Source organism: Pseudomonas plecoglossicida NBRC 103162 = DSM 15088 (genome assembly GCF_000730665.1).
Taxonomy (GTDB): domain Bacteria; phylum Pseudomonadota; class Gammaproteobacteria; order Pseudomonadales; family Pseudomonadaceae; genus Aquipseudomonas; species Aquipseudomonas plecoglossicida.
On the sequence record NZ_BBIV01000007.1, the window covers coordinates 44807 to 66157 of the forward strand.

The 21351-nt window shown below is 62.7% G+C and carries 17 protein-coding genes; 11 read left to right on the forward strand and 6 right to left on the reverse strand.

Translation table 11 applies throughout. The features are described 5' to 3' along the window. Positions 1 to 215 precede the first annotated feature (215 nt). Positions 216 to 1280 carry a 23S rRNA pseudouridine(2605) synthase RluB gene (rluB, locus tag PPL01S_RS05475; protein ID WP_016391669.1) on the forward strand — a complete coding sequence of 355 codons (1065 nt, stop codon included), beginning with the start codon at positions 216 to 218 and terminating at the stop codon, positions 1278 to 1280. A 672-nt stretch (positions 1281 to 1952) separates the two neighbouring features. Then, positions 1953 to 3371 (forward strand): amino acid permease, encoded by a 1419-nt coding sequence (locus PPL01S_RS05480; RefSeq protein ID WP_162176844.1) that lies wholly within the window; start codon positions 1953 to 1955, stop codon positions 3369 to 3371. 162 nt (positions 3372 to 3533) lie between these two features. Here the strand turns inward: PPL01S_RS05480 and PPL01S_RS05485 are convergent, their stop codons facing one another. Further along, positions 3534 to 4418: a LysR substrate-binding domain-containing protein gene (locus PPL01S_RS05485; protein ID WP_028625157.1), complete on the reverse strand. Its 885-nt coding sequence runs from the start codon at positions 4416 to 4418 to the stop codon at positions 3534 to 3536. Positions 4419 to 4570: 152 nt separating this feature from the next. Here PPL01S_RS05485 and ydiJ point away from each other — a divergent pair, with 152 nt between their 5' ends. Beyond that, positions 4571 to 7591 carry a D-2-hydroxyglutarate dehydrogenase YdiJ gene (gene ydiJ, locus PPL01S_RS05490; RefSeq protein ID WP_028625156.1) on the forward strand — a complete coding sequence of 1007 codons (3021 nt, stop codon included), beginning with the start codon at positions 4571 to 4573 and terminating at the stop codon, positions 7589 to 7591. 58 nt (positions 7592 to 7649) lie between these two features. Here ydiJ and PPL01S_RS05495 read toward each other — a convergent pair whose 3' ends face one another. From PPL01S_RS05495 to phhA, 4 genes are all read right to left on the reverse strand, one after another. Beyond that, a complete protein-coding gene (locus tag PPL01S_RS05495) occupies positions 7650 to 8852 on the reverse strand; it encodes an MFS transporter (RefSeq protein WP_028625155.1) in 1203 nt (400 codons plus the stop codon). 179 nt (positions 8853 to 9031) lie between these two features. Further along, entirely contained in the window at positions 9032 to 9157 is a 126-nt protein-coding gene (locus PPL01S_RS25600) for a hypothetical protein (RefSeq protein WP_255212384.1), read from the reverse strand. Between the two features lie 199 nt (positions 9158 to 9356). After that, on the reverse strand, positions 9357 to 9713 hold the full coding sequence (locus PPL01S_RS05505) for a 4a-hydroxytetrahydrobiopterin dehydratase (protein ID WP_016391573.1): 357 nt from the start codon (positions 9711 to 9713) through the stop codon (positions 9357 to 9359). Between the two features lie 36 nt (positions 9714 to 9749). Next, complete coding sequence (phhA, locus tag PPL01S_RS05510; RefSeq protein ID WP_016391574.1) at positions 9750 to 10538, reverse strand: phenylalanine 4-monooxygenase; 789 nt, start codon at positions 10536 to 10538, stop codon at positions 9750 to 9752. A gap of 254 nt (positions 10539 to 10792) precedes the next feature. Here phhA and PPL01S_RS05515 point away from each other — a divergent pair, with 254 nt between their 5' ends. Then, on the forward strand, positions 10793 to 12352 hold the full coding sequence (locus PPL01S_RS05515) for a sigma-54-dependent phenylalanine hydroxylase transcriptional regulator PhhR (RefSeq protein WP_028625153.1): 1560 nt from the start codon (positions 10793 to 10795) through the stop codon (positions 12350 to 12352). A gap of 108 nt (positions 12353 to 12460) precedes the next feature. Here the strand turns inward: PPL01S_RS05515 and PPL01S_RS05520 are convergent, their stop codons facing one another. Beyond that, positions 12461 to 12715: a DUF2790 domain-containing protein gene (locus tag PPL01S_RS05520; RefSeq protein ID WP_016393894.1), complete on the reverse strand. Its 255-nt coding sequence runs from the start codon at positions 12713 to 12715 to the stop codon at positions 12461 to 12463. 416 nt (positions 12716 to 13131) lie between these two features. On the opposite strand from PPL01S_RS05520, the gene acs reads away from it, so the two are divergent. The 7 genes from acs (at position 13132) to PPL01S_RS05555 (ending at position 21258) form a co-directional block, all read left to right on the forward strand. Further along, positions 13132 to 15093: an acetate--CoA ligase gene (acs, locus tag PPL01S_RS05525; protein WP_028625152.1), complete on the forward strand. Its 1962-nt coding sequence runs from the start codon at positions 13132 to 13134 to the stop codon at positions 15091 to 15093. 527 nt (positions 15094 to 15620) lie between these two features. Next, positions 15621 to 16409 (forward strand): ABC transporter substrate-binding protein, encoded by a 789-nt coding sequence (locus tag PPL01S_RS05530; RefSeq protein ID WP_016393892.1) that lies wholly within the window; start codon positions 15621 to 15623, stop codon positions 16407 to 16409. Between the two features lie 88 nt (positions 16410 to 16497). Further along, positions 16498 to 17187, forward strand: coding sequence for an ABC transporter permease (locus PPL01S_RS05535; RefSeq protein ID WP_016393891.1), 690 nt, complete (start codon positions 16498 to 16500; stop codon positions 17185 to 17187). After that, positions 17184 to 17882, forward strand: a complete 699-nt coding sequence (locus tag PPL01S_RS05540; RefSeq protein WP_016393890.1) for an ABC transporter permease — start codon at positions 17184 to 17186, stop codon at positions 17880 to 17882. The genes PPL01S_RS05535 and PPL01S_RS05540 overlap by 4 nt, the downstream gene beginning before the upstream one ends. Before the next feature lie 22 nt (positions 17883 to 17904). Beyond that, positions 17905 to 18669, forward strand: a complete 765-nt coding sequence (gene aotP, locus PPL01S_RS05545) for an arginine/ornithine transport ATP-binding protein AotP (RefSeq protein ID WP_016393889.1) — start codon at positions 17905 to 17907, stop codon at positions 18667 to 18669. Positions 18670 to 18769: 100 nt separating this feature from the next. Next, the gene (gene argR / locus PPL01S_RS05550) at positions 18770 to 19750 is read left to right on the forward strand and encodes a transcriptional regulator ArgR (RefSeq protein WP_016393888.1); all 981 of its coding nucleotides are present in this window, start codon (positions 18770 to 18772) and stop codon (positions 19748 to 19750) included. 287 nt (positions 19751 to 20037) lie between these two features. Continuing rightward, complete coding sequence (locus PPL01S_RS05555) at positions 20038 to 21258, forward strand: aspartate aminotransferase family protein (protein ID WP_016393887.1); 1221 nt, start codon at positions 20038 to 20040, stop codon at positions 21256 to 21258. Positions 21259 to 21351 lie beyond the last annotated feature (93 nt).

Genomic DNA, 21351 nt, shown 5'->3' on the forward strand with positions numbered 1-21351 from the left:
AGGATTTGCAGCCTGCGCGGTATCTGTGGGAGCCGGCTTGCCGGCGATAGGGCCGGTCCAGGCACCATCAACCACCGGGCAGAAATAACTTCCACCCCGCACAAAACGTTCTACCCTCCAGTGCGTTCCCCCACCGAACCGCGTATGATGCGCGGCCTTTTGGCGCGTCCGTCGCCAAGACCTGAGTTTTCATTCCTACACCGGGAGGTGCCCAGATGAGTGAGCAAGACCTGCAATCTACCGAAATTACCCCGCCATCCGGCGAAAAGCTGCAGAAAGTGCTGGCGCGTATCGGCGTGGGCTCGCGCCGTGACGTCGAGGCCTGGATCAGCCAGGGCCGCATCAAGGTCAACGGCGTCGAGGCTACCCTCGGCCAGCGTGTCGACCTGCACGACGCCATCGCCGTCGACGGCAAGCTGATCAAGCGTGAAGAGGCTGCCGAAGCCACTCGCCGGGTAATCATGTACAACAAGCCAGACGGCGAAATCTGCACCCGCGACGACCCGGAAGGCCGCCCGACCGTGTTCGACCGCCTGCCACGGCCGAAGGAAGGCCGCTGGATCAACATCGGCCGCCTGGACATCAACACCACCGGCCTGCTGCTGTTCACCACCGACGGTGAGTTGGCCAATCGCCTGATGCACCCGTCCTACGAGATGGACCGCGAATACGCGGTGCGTGTGCGTGGTGAAGTCGACGACGAGATGATCGATCGCCTGAAGGCGGGCGTGATGCTCGAAGACGGCCCGGCCAAGTTCACCGACATCCAGAAGGCACCGGGCGGCGAAGGCTTCAACCACTGGTACCACTGCGTGGTGATGGAAGGCCGCAACCGCGAAGTGCGTCGGCTGTGGGAATCCCAGGGCATGGTGGTCAGCCGCCTCAAGCGCGTGCGTTTCGGCCCGGTGTTCCTCAACTCCGACCTGCCGATGGGTCGCTGGCGTGAAATGAGCCAGGGCGAAATCGACATCCTGGCCGCCGAAGTGGGCCTGCAGCCGGTTGCGCTGCCTGCCATGAACCTCAAGGCCAAGGACAAGATGGAGCGCCTGCAGCGCAAGTCGTCGCGTCCGATGGGCCGTGGCGAGCGCGTGCGCAACCTGCGCCCGGCGCATGAAGGCGGTGCTGCTGCCGAGCGCCCGGCACGCCAGCCGCGCGAGGAAGCACCCCGCAAGAGCCGCGGCAGCGCCGTTGCCGAGCGCCCAAGCGAAATGCGCAAGCGCCCGTCCAAGCCCGAAGGTGACAAGCCGGCCGGCCGCGGTCGCGGCAAGCCGCGCGGCTGACTGCCCTCGCGGTGCGCAGAAAGCCAGCCCTCGGGCTGGCTTTTTTGTGCCTGTTTTCCAGGGACGACTGCGGTCTCTGTGGGAGCCGGCTTGCCGGCGATTGGCCGCAAAGCGGCCCAAGATACTGAGGGCAAACAATTTTTCGGACGGCTGGCAAGTTTTCAAACCGCTCTGTAAAGAAAATTGTACAAATTTCCCGGGCTTCCTTGGCTGGGCTGATTTTCTGTAAACAGAACTTGCCGCGCGCGCGCTCGGCAAACCCTGTCCCGCCCCGCCCCCCTATTGCCCAAACCCCCGTCCCCACGCTGTTATAGCCGCCATTGCCGTGTGCACTAGCCCGTCCTCAGCGTCGGGCAGACAAAACAACAAATGGAGGCGCCATGTACGCCGATCACTTCGCCCAAGATGGCTCTCACCACAGGATCGCTGCGTTTTTCCCCGGGGAATTGACGCAACGCGTTGACGCCTGCGCGCTCGCGGGGGTATACAGTGCGCCGCGTTTTACCTGTGACCCTTTTGCGTACCGCGCACTCTTGCCGACACCTGGTTGATCCGCCCTGACGGCACCCGTCGGCAAGAAACCCAAGGTAACCACCTTGCCCATTCCGCTGCGCCACGAGCGCGGTGGGTCCGATTCCGTCACAGATAAAAACAATGCAGGTGACTTCGTTCATGAGTGGACAAAACATGCATTCAGGCGAGCTCAAGCGGGGCCTGAAGAACCGCCACATCCAATTGATCGCTTTGGGCGGCGCAATTGGCACCGGCCTGTTCCTTGGCTCGGCAGGCGTGATGAAATCCGCCGGCCCGTCGATGATCCTCGGCTACGCCATCTGCGGCTTCATCGCCTTCATGATCATGCGCCAGTTGGGTGAAATGATCGTCGAAGAGCCGGTAGCCGGTTCGTTCAGCCATTTTGCCCACAAGTACTGGGGTGGTTTCGCCGGCTTCCTGTCGGGTTGGAACTGCTGGGTGCTGTATATCCTGGTGGGCATGTCGGAGCTCACGGCGGTTGGCAAGTACATCCACTACTGGTGGCCTGAGATCCCGACCTGGGTGACGGCGGCCGGTTTCTTCCTGCTGATCAACGCCATCAACCTGATGAACGTGAAGGTCTTCGGCGAAGCCGAGTTCTGGTTCGCCATCATCAAGGTGGCAGCCATCGTCGGCATGATCGGCCTGGGTGCCTACCTGCTGACCAGTGGCAGCGGCGGCCCTGATGCCTCGGTGACCAACCTGTGGGCCCATGGCGGCTTCTTCCCGCATGGCGTCAGTGGTCTGGTCATGGCCTTGGCGTTCATCATGTTCTCCTTCGGCGGCCTGGAAATGCTCGGGTTCACCGCAGCTGAAGCCGACAAGCCGAAAACCGTGATCCCCAAGGCGATCAACCAGGTCATCTATCGCATCCTGATCTTCTACATCGGTGCGCTGGTGGTGCTGCTGTCGCTGACCCCATGGGACAACCTGGTCGCCAGCATCGACGCGTCCGGCGGCAGCTACGGCAGCAGCCCGTTCGTCCAGGTGTTCTCGCTGCTGGGCAGCGATGTGGCGGCGCATCTGCTGAACTTCGTGGTCCTGACTGCAGCGCTGTCGGTGTACAACAGCGGCACCTACTGCAACGCACGCATGCTGCTGGGCATGGCCGAACAGGGTGACGCTCCGGCGGCCCTGGCCAAGGTCGACAAGCGTGGTGTGCCGGTGCGTTCGATCCTGGTATCGGCGGCCGTGACCCTGATCGCCGTGCTGCTCAACTACTTCATCCCGCAGAATGCGCTGGAGTTGCTGATGTCGTTGGTGGTGGCGACCCTGGTGATCAACTGGGCGATGATCAGCTATTCGCACCTCAAGTTCCGCCAGCACCTCGATCGCACCGGTCAGAAGCCGCTGTTCAAGGCACTGTGGTATCCATATGGCAACTACATCTGCCTGGCCTTCGTGGTGTTGATTCTGGGCATCATGCTGCTGATCCCGGGCATCCAGGTGTCGGTGTATGCGATTCCGGTGTGGCTGCTGGTGATGTACGTGGCTTACCTGCTCAAGGGCAAGCAACGGCCGCAGGCCAATGGGGCTGCCGGTACTGTGGCCAAGTAAGGGCTGCGTTGGGTAACTGAAAACCCGATGCCAGGTGACTGGCATCGGGTTTTTTGTTGGCTGTACCGGCCCTATCGCTGGCAAGCCAGCTCCCACAGGTACAGCGCGGACTCTGTAGGAGCCGGCTTGCCGGCGATAGGGCCGGTACAGGCAGGAAAACGTTCAGATCTGTTCGAGCAACCAGCTGCGAAACGCCCGCAACGAAGGCAGCGCCTCGTTCCTCGGCGGATAGATCAGGTAGTAGCTGCGCTGGCTGGCAAACGCCGCCCCCGGGCTGAACAGCTCGCCCTTGGCCAGCTCCTCTTCCACCAGGATCCGCGGCACCAGCCCGATACCAATCCCGGCGCGCACGGCCTGGATCAGGTGCGAGGTCAGTTCGAAGCTAGGCCCCAGGCGCATCGCCCGGTGCGGCAAGCCATGGTGCGAGAACCATTCGCCCCAGGCGTGGGGGTTGTTGGCAACGTTCAGTAGCACTTCCTCGCTGATCCGCGAGGGCGGCCAATTCGGGGTTTCAACGCCGGCCTGCGGCGGCAGGATCACCACCAGTTCCTCGGCATGCAGGCGATGGCAGATCAGCCCGGGCAGGTCATGGCTGGCCACGCCGATGGCGGCATCGATCTCGCTGGTATCGAAGTTGATCGCTTCGATCCGTGAATGAATATGCACCAGCATCCCCGGGTGGGCACTGTAGAACGCGTGCAGGCGCGGCAGCAGCCACTTGGAACCGAACGTGGGCAAGGTGGCAAGGCGCAGGGTGCCGACCCCGGATTGATAGGCCAAGGCCTGCAAGGTGGCACTGCGAATGCGCCCCAGTGCCTCGCTGAGTTCACGCTGGTACAGCCGGCCGACATCGGTCAGTTGCACCTGGCGGCCTTCACGGCGGAACAGGGTCAGGCCCAGTTGCTGTTCCAGCGCCTGAACCTGGCGACTCACCGCGCTCTGGGTCAGGGACCGCTCGGCGGCGGCGCGGGTATAGCTTTCATGCCGAGCAGCAGCCTCGAAAGCCAGCAGTAGCGACATGGAGGGCGTCAGGTGGCGGTAATTCATTCACAAAAGTCATCGATAGCGGCAGGATTATCCGTTTGCCCCTGAGGCCAAACTACAGGAACATTGGCTTGCACGTCATCCCTGCCTGCATTGACCTATGCCGGGATGACAGGATTTCCGTGAATTAGCCCATATCAAGAGGCCATCCTTCGATGATCGCCCAGCTGTCGACCCTTGCGCCGAGCGCCGCATATCCCGAATTCCTCGAAGCCCTGCGCAACAGTGGCTTCCGTGGCCAGATCAGCGCCGACTACGGCACCCGCACGGTGTTGGCCACCGACAACTCGATCTATCAGCGCCTGCCCCAGGCCGCGGTGTTCCCGCTGGACGCCGATGACGTGGCGCGGGTCGCCAGACTGATGGGTGAGTCGCGGTTCCAGCAGGTCAAGCTGACCCCGCGCGGCGGTGGCACAGGTACCAACGGCCAGTCGCTGACCGATGGCATCGTGGTCGACCTGTCGCGGCACATGAACAAGATCCTCGAGATCAACGTCGAGGAACGCTGGGTGCGGGTCGAGGCCGGTACGGTCAAGGACCAGCTCAATGCCGCGCTCAAGCCGCACGGGCTGTTCTTTGCCCCTGAACTGTCCACCTCCAACCGCGCCACCGTCGGCGGCATGATCAACACCGACGCCAGCGGCCAGGGCAGTTGCACCTATGGCAAGACCCGCGACCACGTCCTCGAACTGCACAGCGTGCTGCTCGGTGGCGAACGCCTGCACAGCCTGCCGATCGACGATGCCGCACTGGAGCGGGCCTGTGCTGCCGACGGCCGGGTCGGTGAGGTGTACCGCATGGCGCGGGACATCCAGGAAACCCAGGCCGAGCTGATCGAGACCACCTTCCCCAAGCTCAACCGTTGCCTGACCGGTTACGACCTGGCCCACCTGCGCGACGAGCAGGGCCGGTTCAATCTCAACAGCGTGCTGTGTGGTGCCGAAGGGTCGTTGGGCTATGTGGTGGAAGCCAAGCTCAATGTGCTGCCCATCCCGAAGTATGCGGTGCTGGTGAACGTGCGCTATGGCAGCTTCATGGACGCCCTGCGCGATGCCAATGCGTTGATGGCGCACAAGCCGCTGTCGATCGAGACGGTGGATTCCAAGGTGCTGATGCTGGCGATGAAGGACATCGTCTGGCACAGCGTGGCCGAATACTTCCCGGCCGACCCCGAGCGCCCGACCCTGGGTATCAACCTGGTGGAGTTCTGTGGTGACGAGCCGGGCGAGGTCAATGCCCGGGTCCTGGCGTTCATCGACCACCTGCAGAACGACACCAGCGTCGAGCGCCTGGGCCACACCCTGGCCGAGGGCGCCGAGGCGGTGACCCGCGTCTACACCATGCGCAAGCGCTCGGTGGGCCTGCTCGGCAACGTCGAGGGCGAGGTGCGCCCGCAGCCGTTCGTGGAAGATACCGCCGTGCCGCCGGAGCAATTGGCCGACTACATCGCCGACTTCCGTGCGCTGCTCGACGGCTACGGCCTGGCCTATGGCATGTTCGGTCACGTCGATGCCGGCGTGCTGCACGTGCGCCCAGCGCTGGACATGAAAGACCCGGCCCAGGCCGCGCTGGTCAAGCCGATCTCCGACGCCGTGGCGGCGCTGACCAAAAGCTACGGCGGCCTGCTGTGGGGCGAGCACGGTAAAGGCCTGCGCTCGGAATACGTGCCGGAGTATTTCGGGGCACTGTACCCGGCGCTGCAGCGCCTGAAGGGCGCCTTCGACCCGCACAACCAGCTCAACCCGGGCAAGATCTGTACTCCGCCGGACAGTGCCGAGGGCCTGACCCCGGTCGATGGCGTGACCCTGCGCGGCGACCTCGACCGTACCATCGACGAGCGCGTGTGGCAGGACTTCCCCAGCGCCGTGCACTGCAACGGCAACGGTGCTTGCTACAACTACGACCCCAACGACGCCATGTGCCCGTCGTGGAAGGCCACGCGCGAACGCCAGCATTCGCCCAAGGGCCGCGCCTCGCTGATGCGCGAGTGGCTGCGCCTGCAGGGCGAAGCGAACATCGACGTACTGGCGGCGGCGCGCAACAAGGTGTCGTGGCTCAAGGGCCTGCCGGCGCGCCTGCGCAACAACCGTGCACGTAGCCAGGGGCAGGAGGACTTCTCCCATGAAGTGTACGACGCCATGGCCGGCTGCCTGGCGTGCAAGTCCTGCGCGGGGCAGTGCCCGATCAAGGTCAATGTGCCGGACTTCCGCTCGCGCTTCCTCGAGCTGTACCACGGCCGCTACCAGCGTCCGCTGCGCGACTATCTGATAGGGTCGCTCGAGTTCACCATCCCTTACCTGGCCCATGCGCCGGGGCTGTACAACGCGGTGATGGGCTCGAAGTGGGTGAGCAAGTTGCTGGCGGACCAGGTAGGGATGGTCGACAGCCCGCTGATCAGCCGCTTCAACTTCCAGTCCACCCTGACCCGCTGCCGGGTCGGCGTGGCCAGCGTGCCTGCGCTGCGCGAACTGACGCCTGCCCAGCGCGAGCGCAGCATCGTGCTGGTGCAGGATGCCTTCACCCGTTACTTCGAGACGCCGCTGCTGGCCGCGTTCATCGAGCTGGCGCACCGCTTGGGCCACAAGGTGTTCCTTGCGCCCTACAGTGCCAACGGCAAGCCGCTGCATGTGCAAGGTTTCCTCGGCGCCTTCGCCAAGGCGGCCATTCGCAATGCCACCCAGCTCAAGGCCCTGGCCGACTGCGGCGTACCGTTGGTGGGCCTGGACCCTGCGATGACGTTGGTCTACCGCCAGGAATACCAGAAGGTGCCAGGGCTTGCGGGCAGCCCGAACGTGCTGCTGCCCCAGGAATGGCTGATGAATGTCTTGCCGGAACAGGCGCCGACTGCACCGGGCAACTTCCGCCTGATGGCGCACTGCACCGAGAAGACCAACGTGCCGGCCAGTACCAGGCAATGGGAGCAGGTATTTGCCCGCCTGGGTCTGAAGCTGGTGACCGAGGCTACGGGGTGCTGCGGCATGTCCGGTACCTACGGCCACGAGGCGCGCAACCAGGACACTTCGCGGACCATTTTCGAGCAGTCGTGGGCGACCAGGCTGGACAAGGACGGTGAGCCGCTGGCGACCGGTTACTCGTGCCGCAGCCAGGTCAAGCGCATGACCGAGCGGCAGATGCGTCATCCGCTGGAGGTGGTGTTGCAATACGCCCAGCGCTGACCTTCAGGGCCCTATCGCCGGCTTGCCGGCGATAGGGCCGGTACAGCCACTGCAAGCCTTACGCCTCGTGCACCTTGCCGCGCCCCGTTCGCGCCTGCCGATACAGATACAGACTCAACACCAGCCCGCAACACGCCGCCGCTGCCGCAAACAGAAACATCGAAGCAAACCCGAACCCCGAAGCCACAGCCCCCACCAGCGGCCCGGTTATCCCCAGCGACAAGTCGATGAACAGCGAATACGCCCCCACCGCCGCCCCGCGGTTGGCCGCCGAAACCTGGTTCACCGCTTCCACTCCCAGCGCCGGGAACACCAGCGAGAAACCGAACCCGCTCAGCGCCGCGCCGGCCAGTGCCATCTGCGCACTGGGCGCGAGCCACAGCATCAGCAGGCCCAGCGTCTCCACCGACAGGCAGGCGATGGCCACGCGAAACCCGCCTATCCGGTTGATCAGGTTGCCGAACAGCAGCCGTGCACTGATGAAGCTGGCGCCGAACAGGCTCAGTGTCAGTGCCGCGTTCGTCCAGCCTTGGCTGGCGTAGTAGAGGGTAATGAACGTGGCGATGGTGCCGAAGCCGATCGAGCCCAGGGCCAGTCCCGAGCCATGCGGGAACACCTTGCCCAGCACCCGCAGGAACGGCAGGCGCACGCCGCTGACGATGGGGGCGGCGCGTTTCGGCCAGGCCAGCAGCAGGCCGACGGCGCCCAGCACGATGATGCTCGCGCCCATGCTCCACAGGCCCAGGCCCTTGACCATCAGCACACCCAGTGGCGCGCCGACGGCCAGGGCGCCATAGCTGGCGATGCCGTTCCAGGAAATGACCTTGGCGGTGTTATCGGTGCCGACCCGGCCGATGCCCCAGCCAATCGAGCCAGAACCCACCAGGCTCTCGGCACTCCCCAACACCAGCCGACCGACCAGCAGGCAGGCCAGGCTGACCCACGGCAAGTGGGTAAGGAAGGCGCAGGCCAGCATGAACACGCCACTCAGGCCGCAGCCGAACAGCCCGTACATGACCGCCTTCTTGCTGCCCAGGTTGTCGATGATGCGGCTGGCGGTGGGGCGGCTGAGCAGGGTGGCCAGGTACTGCACGCTGATCACCAGGCCCGCGACCACGGCGCTGAAGCCCAGGTCGTTGTGCACGTAGCCGGGCAGCACGGCCAGGGGGATGCCGATGTTCAGGTAGCCGATGAAGGTGAACAGGACGATGGAAACCACTTGCGCGGTAATTGCAAGTTGGGACGGCGCGGGCGCGGACATGGCGAATCCAGTGGATGACGAGGCAGGGACAAGCCTTGCCATGATAGCGATCCAGGAAAATGAGTTGAATGAAAAATGCTTGTCTCGGGCAAGCCAGGGAGGCTGGACGGTGTGAAAACTCAGATGACGGAGGTGACCCGCAGGTCAGCCGTTTTCACACAGTCGATGAGCGTGCGCGGTTATTCCTGATCAGCGCTGGATTGATCGTCGCCATCCTCGACGGCAGGCGTCGGTTCGGAGTGGGCGGCAACGGTTGGCTCTTCGGGGTTCAGGCTTGGGAAGGGAAGATTCGGGATTTCATGCATCTCGTCGTTCCTCGCAAGTGTGAGTGAAAAGTCTGCGCCAGGCGCGGTTCGAGCTTCGGAAAGCTGGGGCAGGATACACAAGTCTGGATGACAATTTGTAACTAATTCCCCCTCGCTTGTCGGTTTTGCGTGCGGATACCGGACATTTTCCCAATGAAAAAGGGGCCGACATGCGGCCCCTTTTCGACTTGCCAGCCGTTTACTTGCGGCCTTCAGCTGTCTCGGCAAGCTTGTCGGTGCGGGCGCACATGATGAAATCGTTGCGGTGCAGGCCCTTGATCGAGTGGCTCCACCAGGTCACGGTGACCTTGCCCCATTCGGTCAGCAGGCCCGGGTGGTGGCCTTCGGCTTCAGCGATCTCGCCCACGGCATTGGTGAACGCCAGGGCGTGCTTGAAGTTCTTGAACAGGAACACGCGCTCCAGCTCCATGTGGCCGTCGCGTACTTCGATGTTCCAGTCCGGGATCTCGCGGATCAGCTCGGCCAGTTCGTCGTCGGTGACTTTCGGCGCATCGGCGCGGCAGGCTTCGCAATGGGCTTGGTTCAAGGCATTCATGGTTACTTATCCGGTTCGAGTTGTTATCGGGAGGGCTCAGGCAGCCTGCCGGGGTGGGAACTTCGGCGTGTGCAACCCCAGCTGCATGGCTTGCTGGACCATGCCCATGATGTCTTCGTGGGCCAGGTCGAACAGGCGCTTGAGGTTTGGCAGCACGAAGTACAGCGGCTGCAGGATGTCGATGCGGTACGGTGTGCGCATGGCTTCGATCGGGTCGAAAGCCTGGTGCTCCGGCTCGCCAGAAAGACTGTAGACGGTCTCCTTGGGCGAGGAGAGGATGCCGCCGCCGTAGATCTTGCGACCTTGCGGGGTCTCCATCAGGCCGAACTCGATGGTCATCCAGTACAGCCGTGCCAGGTACACGCGCTGTTCCTTGGTCGCGGCCAGGCCCAGCTTGCCGTAGGTGTGGGTAAATTCGGCGAACCAGGGGTTGGTCAGCAACGGGCAGTGGCCGAAGATCTCGTGGAAGATGTCCGGTTCCTGCAGGTAGTCCAGTTCTTCGGGGGTGCGGATGAACGTGGCGACCGGGAAGCGTTTGCTGGCCAGCAGCTCGAAGAAGGTCTGGAAGGGGATCAGCGCCGGCACCCGGGCAACCTGCCAGCCGGTGGTGGCGCCCAGCACCTTGTTGATCTCGCCCAGTTGCGGAATGCGGTCATGGGGCAGCTTGAGCTGCTCGATGCCGTCCAGGTATTCCTGGCACGCACGGCCTTCGATCACTTTCAACTGACGGGTGATCAGGGTGTTCCACACCGCATGCTCTTGCTGCGGGTAGTCGATAAAACCATTCGCATCGGGCTCGCGTGCCACGTATTGCGTTTGTTTCATGTGGCTCTCCTGGTGAGGGCATTTCTTGTTATGTCCAGACATGCATCAGGAATATCCCCTCGCCAGATGATTTGCACGGGGGTTGTCAGGTGGCGGTGCCGCCTGTTGACCTCAATTCGTAACGATTATTTTACAAATCGTCTGGAATGTCGGAAAATCCGGCACATCAAGCCGGCGAACACCTCGTTTTTGTCAGCTTATCTTTACGACTTTTCCGAGCGAGGTTGAAAAACTTCGCCGCTTCGAGAGCACTCATGCGTATCAAAGTGCATTGCCAGAACCGCATCGGCATCCTTCGCGACATTCTCAACCTGCTGGTGGAGTACGGCATCAACGTGCTGCGCGGCGAGGTGGGAGGGGACCACGGCAATGCCATCTACCTGCACTGCCCGAACCTCATCAACCTGCAGTTCCAGGCTTTGCGGCCCAAGTTCGAGTCGATCGCCGGGGTGTTCGGGGTCAAGCGTGTCGGCCTGATGCCCAGTGAGCGGCGGCACATGGAACTCAATGCCTTGCTGGGGGCCCTGGACTTCCCGGTACTGTCGGTGGACATGGGGGGCAGCATCGTTGCCGCCAACCGCACCGCCGCGCAGCTGCTCGGCGTGCGCGTCGACGAAGTGCCCGGCATGCCGTTGGCCCGCTACGTGGAAGATTTCGACCTGCCGGAGCTGGTGCGGGCCAACAAGTCGCGGATCAATGGCCTGCGCATCAAGGTCAAGGGCGATGTGTTCCTGGCTGACATCGCGCCGTTGCAATCCGAGCACGACGACAGCGAAGCCCTGGCCGGTGCGGTGCTCACCCTGCACCGTGCCGACCGCATCGGCGAACGCATCTACAATGTGCGCAAGCAGGAGCTGCGAGGCTTCGACAGCATCTTCCAGAGTTCGCGAGTGATGGCGGCGGTGGTACGCGAGGCGCGGCGCATGGCGCCGCTGGACGCGCCGTTGCTGATCGAAGGCGAAACCGGTACGGGCAAGGAGCTGCTGGCCCGTGCCTGCCACCTGGCCAGCCCGCGCGGACAGGCACCGCTGATGGCACTCAACTGTGCCGGGCTGCCGGAGTCGATGGCCGAGACCGAGTTGTTCGGCTATGGCCCGGGGGCATTCGAGGGCGCGCGGGCAGAAGGCAAGCTAGGGCTTCTGGAACTGACTGCCGGCGGCACATTGTTCCTCGACGGGGTAGGGGAAATGAGCCCGCGCCTGCAGGTGAAACTGCTGCGTTTCCTGCAGGATGGCTGTTTCCGCCGGGTCGGTAGCGATGAAGAGGTGTACCTCGATGTGCGGGTGATCTGCGCGACCCAGGTCGACCTGTCCGAACTGTGCGCCCGTGGCGAGTTTCGCCAGGACCTGTACCACCGCCTCAATGTGCTGTCGCTGCACATTCCCCCGCTACGCGAGTGCATGGACGGGCTCGAAGGGTTGGTGCAGCACTTTCTCGACCAGGCCAGCCGTCAGATCGGCTGCGCCATGCCGCGCCTGGCGCCGGCGCCAATGGACAAACTGGCGCAATACCACTGGCCGGGCAATGTGCGGCAATTGGAAAACGTATTGTTCCAGGCGGTATCGCTGTGTGAGGGAGGGGTAGTCAAAAGCGAACACATTCGCTTGCCGGATTATGGCGTGCGCCAACCGTTGGGCGAGTTTTCCCTGGATGGGGATCTTTCGCAGATTGTCGGACGATTCGAGAAGGCTGTATTGGAAAGTTTGATGGGGGAATACCCAAGTAGCCGGGCATTGGGAAAAAGATTGGGTGTTTCGCACACGACCATTGCCAACAAGTTGCGGGACTATTCCCTTGGCAAGTCGGCTGAGTGAACTAAACAATATCCGTAATTCAGCGCGATTACTGTGGGAGCCGGCTTGCCGGCTCCCACAGAACCACCACAGCTTTCAAAGCCTGTGGTGTGCCTGGGTTGCAAGCGCTTAGCCGTTGGAGCAGCCGTTCCCCATCACGCGGTATTCAAGAGTGTGCTTCTGGCCCTGGGAGTCCTCGTAGGTCATACGGGCAGGCACGACTTCGCAGACATTGGGTACTTCGCTCATGGAGATGACGCGGGCGATGTCCAGGTGCTGCGAGTAACTGTACTGTTCAACCGGAATCTGCTCGACATCGTTTGCCTCGCCGGCCATCGCCGCGCTGCAAAGACCGCCAAGTACCAATACCAGTAAAGCTTTCATTTTCTATTTACCTGTCTAAGGTCGTGAGGGGGCGCGCGGCGCTTGTGGCGCCGCGAATACTGCCAAGTTTTCAACTATCGGGATTAGAGAGGGATTAACGTTGCCTTCGTGGGGGCTGTTACCAGAAGTTAATCGCCTTGCCGTTGCTGGCGGGGTGAATCTTATGCTTCGGTAACTAAGGGAAACAGATAGTGTTTTGATAAAGTTTTTTTGCCTTTTGACAGAATCTGTAACAATCCCCTGGCAAGATCCCTCCCATTTTCCCTTCGCCCAGGCGCCGGCCGCGGGCTAGAGCCATTGCGCCCAATGCGCGCAGATTTTTTCGCCTCCGCTACTACCATCGTCGAATGGTTTTTGCCGCTCTGGTACAGTTACAAACGATTCCATACAAAAACAATTACACCGAGGTAACACAGATGAGTGCGGCTCCACTGTATCCCGTTCGTCCCGAGGTTGCGGCCACCACCCTGACCGACGAGGCCACCTACAAGGCCATGTACCAGCAATCGGTGATCAACCCGGATGGCTTCTGGCGCGAGCAGGCCCAGCGTCTCGACTGGATCAAGCCGTTCACCAAGGTCAAGCAGACTTCCTTCGACGATCATCATGTCGATATCAAGTGGTTTGCCGACGGCACTCTGAACGTTTCCTCCAACTGCCTGGACCGCCACCTCGAAGAGCGCGGCGACCAGCTGGCAATCATCTGGGAAGGCGACGACCCTTCCGAACACCGCAACATCACCTACCGCGAACTCCACGAACAGGTCTGCAAATTCGCCAACGCCCTGCGCGGCCAGGATGTGCACCGTGGCGACGTGGTGACCATCTACATGCCGATGATTCCGGAAGCGGTGGTCGCCATGCTGGCGTGCGCTCGCATCGGTGCCATCCACTCGGTGGTGTTCGGCGGTTTCTCCCCTGAAGCACTGGCCGGGCGCATCATCGACTGCCGCTCCAAGGTGGTGATCACCGCCGACGAAGGCGTGCGCGGTGGCCGTCGTACCCCGCTCAAGGCCAACGTCGACCTGGCGCTGACCAACCCTGAAACCAGCAGCGTGCAGAAGATCATCGTGTGCAGGCGCACCGGTGGCGACATCGCCTGGCACCAGCACCGTGACATCTGGTACGAAGACCTGATGAAGGTCGCGTCCAGCCACTGCGCGCCGAAAGAGATGGGCGCCGAGGAAGCGCTGTTCATCCTCTATACCTCGGGCTCCACCGGCAAGCCCAAGGGTGTGCTGCACACCACCGGCGGTTACCTGGTGTACGCCGCGCTGACCCACGAGCGCGTGTTCGACTACCGTCCGGGCGAAGTGTACTGGTGCACCGCCGACGTCGGCTGGGTCACCGGCCACAGCTACATCGTCTACGGCCCACTGGCCAACGGCGCGACCACGCTGCTGTTCGAAGGCGTACCGAACTACCCGGACATCACTCGCGTGTCGAAGATCGTCGACAAACACAAGGTCAACATCCTCTACACCGCGCCTACCGCCATCCGCGCGATGATGGCCGAGGGCGAGGCCGCAGTGGCCGGCGCCGACGGCTCCAGCCTGCGCTTGCTGGGTTCGGTGGGCGAGCCGATCAACCCCGAAGCCTGGAACTGGTACTACAAGACCGTGGGCAAGGAGCGTTGCCCGATCGTCGACACCTGGTGGCAGACCGAAACCGGTGGCGTGCTGATCAGCCCGCTACCGGGGGCCACGGCGCTCAAGCCAGGCTCGGCGACTCGTCCGTTCTTCGGTGTGGTGCCGGCGCTGGTGGACAACCTGGGCAACCTGATCGAGGGCGCTGCCGAGGGCAACCTGGTGATCCTGGACTCCTGGCCAGGCCAGTCGCGTTCGCTGTACGGCGACCACGACCGCTTCGTCGATACCTACTTCAAGACCTTCCGAGGCATGTACTTCACCGGCGACGGTGCTCGCCGCGACGAGGATGGCTACTACTGGATCACCGGTCGCGTGGATGACGTGCTGAACGTCTCGGGCCACCGCATGGGTACCGCCGAGATCGAAAGCGCCATGGTCGCCCACTCCAAGGTTGCCGAGGCGGCCGTGGTGGGTGTGCCGCACGACATCAAGGGGCAGGGCATCTATGTCTATGTCACCCTCAATGCGGGTGAAGAGCCGAGCGAGCAGCTGCGCCTGGAGCTGAAGAACTGGGTGCGCAAGGAGATCGGTCCGATTGCCTCGCCGGATGTGATCCAGTGGGCGCCCGGCCTGCCGAAAACGCGCTCGGGCAAGATCATGCGGCGGATCCTGCGCAAGATTGCCACCGGTGAATATGATGCGCTGGGTGATATCTCGACCCTGGCCGACCCCGGTGTGGTGCAGCACCTGATCGATACCCACAAGGCGATGAGCCTGGCGACTGCCTGATGGTGCGGGGCCGCTTTGCGGCCCAATCGCCGGCTTGCCGGCGATTGTCTTCAAGCAAAGAAAACCCCGCCCGAGCAATCGGCGGGGTTTTTGCTTTACTGTTACCCGACAATCATCGGTAACTCTTCTGTCACCGGCTTCGCACGAAAACGAGGCGCCCGGAAACAGTTCACGTCCTCTTCCGGTACATTCCCTGGGGTGTTTTGTGTGGTGCAGCACACTGCACTTGCCGTAGCACAAGGGTTTGCCAATAATAGGCCCATTAATTGCTAGTTCTATGGGTTCTATTTCTTGCGCTCTTGCATAGATTGCAATGGCTGTCAACATCGCCCGCTGCGGTTTCAGGCGCTTCTGTAAGTAGTTGTCGCTTTGAAGAAATATCGACTACCGGGCTGTCGTTAAAATGCCACTCACTCGCTCGTGGTCTGCGACCTTGGTCGAACCCTGCGCGGCTCGCGTTGTACCCATTCGCATATCGGGCAGTCGTTACCCTGCCTTGTAGTGCCCCGTACCGATGGAGTTACCTGATGAAGAAGCTCGCACTGATTGGCGCCCTGGCGCTTTCCGTGTTTTCCCTGGTGTCGCAGGCCGATGAACCAAAGCCGTTGAAGATCGGTATCGAAGCCGCCTACCCACCCTTCGCCTTCAAGCAGCCCGACGGCAGCATCGCCGGTTTCGACTACGACATCGGCAATGCCCTGTGTGAAGAAATGAAAGCCAAGTGCACCTGGGTCGAGCAGGAGTTCGACGGCCTGATCCCGGCACTGAAAGTGCGCAAGATCGACGCCATCCTGTCGTCCATGTCGATCACCGAAGACCGCAAGAAATCGGTCGACTTCACCAAGCGTTACTACCTGACCCCGGCGCGCCTGGTCATGAAGGAAGGCAGCACCGTCAGCGACAGCCTGGACGAGCTGAAGGGCAAGAAGATCGGTGTGCAGCGCGGCTCGATCCACGACCGTTTCGCCAAGGAAGTACTGGCACCCAAAGGTGCCACCGTCGTGCCTTACGGCACCCAGAACGAAATCTACCTGGACGTCGCTGCAGGCCGCCTGGACGGCACCGTGGCCGATGCCACCCTGCTCGAAGATGGCTTCCTGAAGACCGACGCCGGCAAGGGCTTCGCCTTCGTGGGCCCATCGTTCACCGACGTGAAGTACTTCGGCGACGGTGTCGGCATTGCCGTGCGCAAGGGTGACAAGGCCAACGCCGACCGCATCAACGCGGCCATCGACGCCATCCGTGCCAACGGCAAGTACCAGGAAATCGAGAAGAAGTACTTCAACTTCGATATCTACGGTCCGGACTCGAACTAAGACGTCGAGTTTCACCTGTGCAATGGTGCAAACAGCAGAAGTTCTGAGGTTTGCACCATTTTTCATTATCTAGGTCGAGGACCTCATCATGTTGAAAGGCTACGGGGCAGTCATCCTCGACGGGGCGTGGCTGACGCTGCAGCTCGCCCTGTCGTCGATGGCCCTGGCCATCGTGCTCGGCCTGATTGGCGTGGCGTTGCGCTTGTCGCCCGTGCGCTGGCTGGCCTGGTTGGGCGATATGTACGCCACGGTGATCCGTGGTATTCCGGACTTGGTCCTGATCCTGCTGATCTTCTACGGCGGGCAGGACATCATCAATCGCTTGGCGCCGCTGGTCGGCTATGACGATTACATCGACCTGAACCCGCTGGTTGCGGGTATCGGTACCTTGGGCTTCATCTTTGGCGCCTACCTGTCGGAAACCTTCCGCGGCGCCTTCCTCGGTATTCCCAAGGGCCAGGCCGAAGCCGGCGTGGCCTATGGCATGAGCAGCCGCCAGGTGTTCTTCCGCATCCTGGTGCCGCAGATGATCCGCCTGGCGATTCCAGGCTTCACCAACAACTGGCTGGTGTTGACCAAGGCCACGGCGCTGATTTCGGTGGTCGGCCTGCAGGACATGATGTTCAAGGCCAAGCAGGCGGCGGACGCTACCCGCGAGCCTTTCACCTTCTTCCTGGCCGTGGCGGCGCTGTACCTGGTGATCACCAGCGTCTCGCTGCTGGCCCTGAAGTATCTCGAGCGGCGCTACTCGGTGGGCGTCAAGGTGGCTGAACTATGATCTTCGACTACAACGTCATCTGGGAGGCCATGCCACTGTACCTCGGTGGCCTGCTGACCACCCTCAAGCTGCTGGCGCTGTCGCTGCTGTTCGGCTTGCTGGCGGCCGTGCCGCTCGGGCTGATGCGGGTGTCCAAGCATCCGCTGGTGAACATCAGCGCCTGGCTCTACACCTATGTCATCCGCGGCACGCCGATGCTGGTGCAGCTGTTCCTGATCTACTACGGCCTGGCCCAGTTCGAGGCGGTGCGCGAAAGCATCTTCTGGCCGTGGCTGTCGAGCGCGACCTTCTGTGCCTGCCTGGCGTTCGCCGTCAATACCAGCGCCTACACCGCCGAGATCATCGCCGGCAGCCTCAAGGCCACGCCCCATGGCGAGATCGAGGCGGCCAAGGCGATGGGCATGTCGCGCATGAAAATGTACCGCCGCATCCTGCTGCCTTCGGCCTTGCGCCGGGCGTTGCCGCAGTACAGCAACGAAGTGATCATGATGCTGCAGACCACCAGTCTGGCGTCGATCGTCACCCTGATCGACATCACCGGTGCCGCGCGCACGGTCAATGCCCAGTATTACCTGCCTTTCGAGGCCTACATCACGGCGGGCGTGTTCTACCTGTGCCTGACCTTCATTTTGGTGCGCCTGTTCAAGATGGCCGAACGCCGTTGGCTTGGCTACCTGGCGCCGCGCAAGCACTGAACGCTCTGTGAGAACCGACAGCATGTACAAACTCGAAGTCCAAGACCTGCACAAGCGCTACGGCAGCCATGAGGTGCTCAAGGGCGTTTCCCTGGCGGCCAAGGCGGGTGATGTGATCAGCATCATCGGCTCCAGCGGTTCGGGCAAGTCGACCTTCCTGCGCTGCATCAACCTGCTCGAGCAGCCGCACGCGGGCAAGATCCTGCTCAACAACGAAGAGCTGAAGATGGTCGCCGGCAAGGACGGCGCGCTCAAGGCGGCCGACCCGCGTCAGCTGCAGCGCATGCGTTCGCGTCTGTCGATGGTGTTCCAGCATTTCAACCTGTGGTCGCACATGACCGCGCTGGAGAACGTCATCGAAGCCCCGGTGCACGTGCTCGGCGTGAGCAAGAAGGAAGCCCTGGAAAAAGCCGAGCACTACCTGGCCAAGGTCGGTGTCGCGCATCGCAAGGACGCCTTCCCGGGGCACATGTCCGGCGGTGAGCAGCAGCGCGTGGCGATTGCCCGGGCCCTCGCCATGGAGCCGGAGGTGATGCTGTTCGACGAGCCGACCTCGGCGCTCGATCCCGAGCTGGTGGGCGATGTGCTCAAGGTGATGCAGGCCCTGGCCCAGGAAGGCCGCACCATGGTGGTGGTGACCCACGAGATGGGCTTTGCCCGTGAAGTGTCCAATCAGCTGGTGTTCCTGCACAAAGGCCTGGTAGAAGAAACCGGTTGCCCTCGCGAAGTGCTGGCCAACCCGCAATCCGAGCGGCTCAAGCAGTTTCTCTCGGGCAGCCTGAAGTAAAGGCTGCATCTTTGCACCAGAATAGGGCATGCTGCGCAGCGAGCGCAGCCTGGCCTTGGCGCCACAGACTCGAACGACCTCAGGTTCCGGACCTTACCCTATGACCACCCAGCGAATCGGTTTTCTCATCTGGCCAAGCACCAAGCCCTTGACCCTGGCGCTGGCGGAAGAGGTCTTGCAGGTGGCCCAGCGGGTGCATCCGGATGTGGTCTACGAGCTGGCCTTCCTTCAGGCCGAGCCTGCCCAGGAAGGAAGCTGGCGCCTTCCGGGCGAGCCTTGGAGTGGCCGTCTGGAGGGGTGTCAGAAGCTGTTCCTGCTGGCCGACGATTTACCACAGGCCGTGGGTTCGGCGCTGTCGACGGCGCTCAAGCAAGTGGCGCGCAGTGGCTGCATGCTGGGTGGGCTGTCTGCCGGCGTGTACCCGCTGGCCATGCTCGGCCTGCTCGATGGCTACCGCGCCGCCGTGCACTGGCGCTGGCAGGACGACTTTGCCGAGCGCTTCCCCAAGGTCATTGCCACCAGCCACCTGTTCGACTGGGACCGTGATCGCCTCACCGCCTGCGGCGGCATGGCGGTGACCGATCTGCTGCTGGCAGTGCTGGCCCGCGACCACGGGGCCGAGCTCGCGGGTGCGGTGTCCGAGGAGCTGGTGGTCGAACGCATTCGCGAAGGTGGCGAGCGCCAGCGTATTCCGCTGCAGAATCGCCTGGGTTCCAGCCATCCGAAGCTGACCCAGGCGGTGCTGTTGATGGAGGCCAATATCGAAGAGCCGCTGACCACCGACGAAATCGCCCAGCACGTGTGCGTGTCGCGGCGCCAGCTCGAGCGCATCTTCAAGCAGTACCTCAATCGCGTGCCAAGCCAGTATTACCTTGAGCTGCGCCTGAACAAGGCGCGGCAGATGCTGATGCAGACCAGCAAGTCGATCATCCAGATCGGCTTGTCCTGTGGATTCTCCTCTGGGCCGCATTTCTCCAGTGCCTACCGCAACTTCTTCGGTGCCACGCCGCGTGAAGACCGCAACCAGCGACGCAGCAGCAGCCCGTTCGAGTTGAGCTCGGCGCCTGCGGAGAAGGGCTGAAACTTCCGCTGTTGGGTCGGGCCCTATCGCTGGCAAGCCAGCTTGCCGGCGATAGGGCCGGTACAGACAACATCCTTTCTTATGTGAACACCCGTTCACCCAGCCCCCCGCTGCCGTTACACTGCGCGATTGCGACAGTGTTTGTCGCATTGCCGAAAGCCTTGGTAAAACTGGGTTTTGCGCTGTAACAAGTTGTCGCTTGGCCGCAAGGACAGGCGCGGATCAGTCCTTACAATCCCCCCATCGCTCGCCATATCCAGGCCAGCGTTCCTCTTCAGGAGACTCAGATGTCCGTTGAGCAAGCCCCGGTGCAACGTGCCGATTTCGACCAGGTCATGGTTCCCAACTATTCTCCGGCGGCCTTCATTCCTGTGCGAGGCGAGGGGTCACGCGTGTGGGACCAGTCGGGCCGCGAGCTCATCGACTTTGCCGGCGGCATCGCGGTGAACGCCCTGGGCCACTGCCACCCGGCACTGGTCAAGGCCCTGACCGAGCAGGCCAATACCCTCTGGCACGTTTCCAACGTCTTCACCAACGAGCCGGCCCTGCGCCTGGCGCACAAGCTGGTCGACGCCACCTTCGCCGAGCGTGCCTTCTTCTGCAACTCCGGCGCCGAGTCCAACGAGGCCGCCTTCAAGCTGGCACGTCGCGTAGCCCACGACCGCTTCGGCCCGGACAAGCACGAAATCATCGCCACCGTGAACAGCTTCCACGGCCGCACCCTGTTCACCGTCAGCGTCGGTGGTCAGCCGAAATACTCCGACGGTTTCGGCCCCAAGATCACCGGCATCAGCCATGTACCGTACAACGACCTGGAAGCGCTGAAGGCGCAGATTTCCGACAAGACCTGCGCCGTGGTCATCGAGCCGATCCAGGGCGAGAGCGGCGTAGTGCCGGCCGACAAGGCCTACCTGGAAGGCGCGCGCAAACTGTGTGACGAACACAACGCCCTGCTGATCTTCGACGAAGTGCAGACAGGTGTCGGCCGTACCGGTTCGCTGTATGCCTACCAGCACTACGGCGTGACCCCGGACATCCTCACCAGCGCCAAGAGCCTGGGCGGTGGTTTCCCGATCGGTGCCATGCTCACCACCAGCGACATCGCCAAGCACCTGGCCGTCGGCACCCACGGCACCACCTATGGTGGCAACCCGCTGGGCTGCGCCGTGGCCTGCGCGGTCCTGGATGTGATCAACACCCCTGAGACCCTGGCCGGCATCAAGGCCAAGCACGAGCGCTTCAAGACCCGCCTGGAGAAGATCGGTCAGCAGACCGGGCTGTTCACCCAGGTGCGTGGCGTCGGCTTGCTGATCGGTTGCGTGCTGAGCGATGCCTGGCAGGGCAAGGCCAAGGACATCCTCAACGCCGCCGAAAAAGAGGGCGTGATGGTGCTGCAGGCGGGCCCCGACGTGGTCCGCTTCGCACCGAGCCTGGTGGTCGAGGATGCCGACATCGACGAAGGTCTGGATCGCTTCGAGCGCGCCGTGGCCAACCTGATCAAGGGCTGATTCGCCTGCGATCCCTTCGCCGGCCGGTTGCGTCGGCGAAACCTGATTCCAGTGCGGGTGCGTGCGTGCAGGCACCCGCCGTTTTTTCGCGCC

Bases quoted from the DNA above. Each gene is read 5' to 3' on its own strand.
- rluB (WP_016391669.1), top strand. From the start codon at position 216: ATGAGTGAGCAAGACCTGCAATCTACCGAAATTACCCCGCCATCCGGC.
- PPL01S_RS05480 (WP_162176844.1), top strand. From the start codon at position 1,953: ATGAGTGGACAAAACATGCATTCAGGCGAGCTCAAGCGGGGCCTGAAG.
- PPL01S_RS05485 (WP_028625157.1), bottom strand. From the start codon at position 4,418: ATGAATTACCGCCACCTGACGCCCTCCATGTCGCTACTGCTGGCTTTC.
- ydiJ (WP_028625156.1), top strand. From the start codon at position 4,571: ATGATCGCCCAGCTGTCGACCCTTGCGCCGAGCGCCGCATATCCCGAA.
- PPL01S_RS05495 (WP_028625155.1), bottom strand. From the start codon at position 8,852: ATGTCCGCGCCCGCGCCGTCCCAACTTGCAATTACCGCGCAAGTGGTT.
- PPL01S_RS25600 (WP_255212384.1), bottom strand. From the start codon at position 9,157: ATGCATGAAATCCCGAATCTTCCCTTCCCAAGCCTGAACCCCGAAGAG.
- PPL01S_RS05505 (WP_016391573.1), bottom strand. From the start codon at position 9,713: ATGAATGCCTTGAACCAAGCCCATTGCGAAGCCTGCCGCGCCGATGCG.
- phhA (WP_016391574.1), bottom strand. From the start codon at position 10,538: ATGAAACAAACGCAATACGTGGCACGCGAGCCCGATGCGAATGGTTTT.
- PPL01S_RS05515 (WP_028625153.1), top strand. From the start codon at position 10,793: ATGCGTATCAAAGTGCATTGCCAGAACCGCATCGGCATCCTTCGCGAC.
- PPL01S_RS05520 (WP_016393894.1), bottom strand. From the start codon at position 12,715: ATGAAAGCTTTACTGGTATTGGTACTTGGCGGTCTTTGCAGCGCGGCG.
- acs (WP_028625152.1), top strand. From the start codon at position 13,132: ATGAGTGCGGCTCCACTGTATCCCGTTCGTCCCGAGGTTGCGGCCACC.
- PPL01S_RS05530 (WP_016393892.1), top strand. From the start codon at position 15,621: ATGAAGAAGCTCGCACTGATTGGCGCCCTGGCGCTTTCCGTGTTTTCC.
- PPL01S_RS05535 (WP_016393891.1), top strand. From the start codon at position 16,498: ATGTTGAAAGGCTACGGGGCAGTCATCCTCGACGGGGCGTGGCTGACG.
- PPL01S_RS05540 (WP_016393890.1), top strand. From the start codon at position 17,184: ATGATCTTCGACTACAACGTCATCTGGGAGGCCATGCCACTGTACCTC.
- aotP (WP_016393889.1), top strand. From the start codon at position 17,905: ATGTACAAACTCGAAGTCCAAGACCTGCACAAGCGCTACGGCAGCCAT.
- argR (WP_016393888.1), top strand. From the start codon at position 18,770: ATGACCACCCAGCGAATCGGTTTTCTCATCTGGCCAAGCACCAAGCCC.
- PPL01S_RS05555 (WP_016393887.1), top strand. From the start codon at position 20,038: ATGTCCGTTGAGCAAGCCCCGGTGCAACGTGCCGATTTCGACCAGGTC.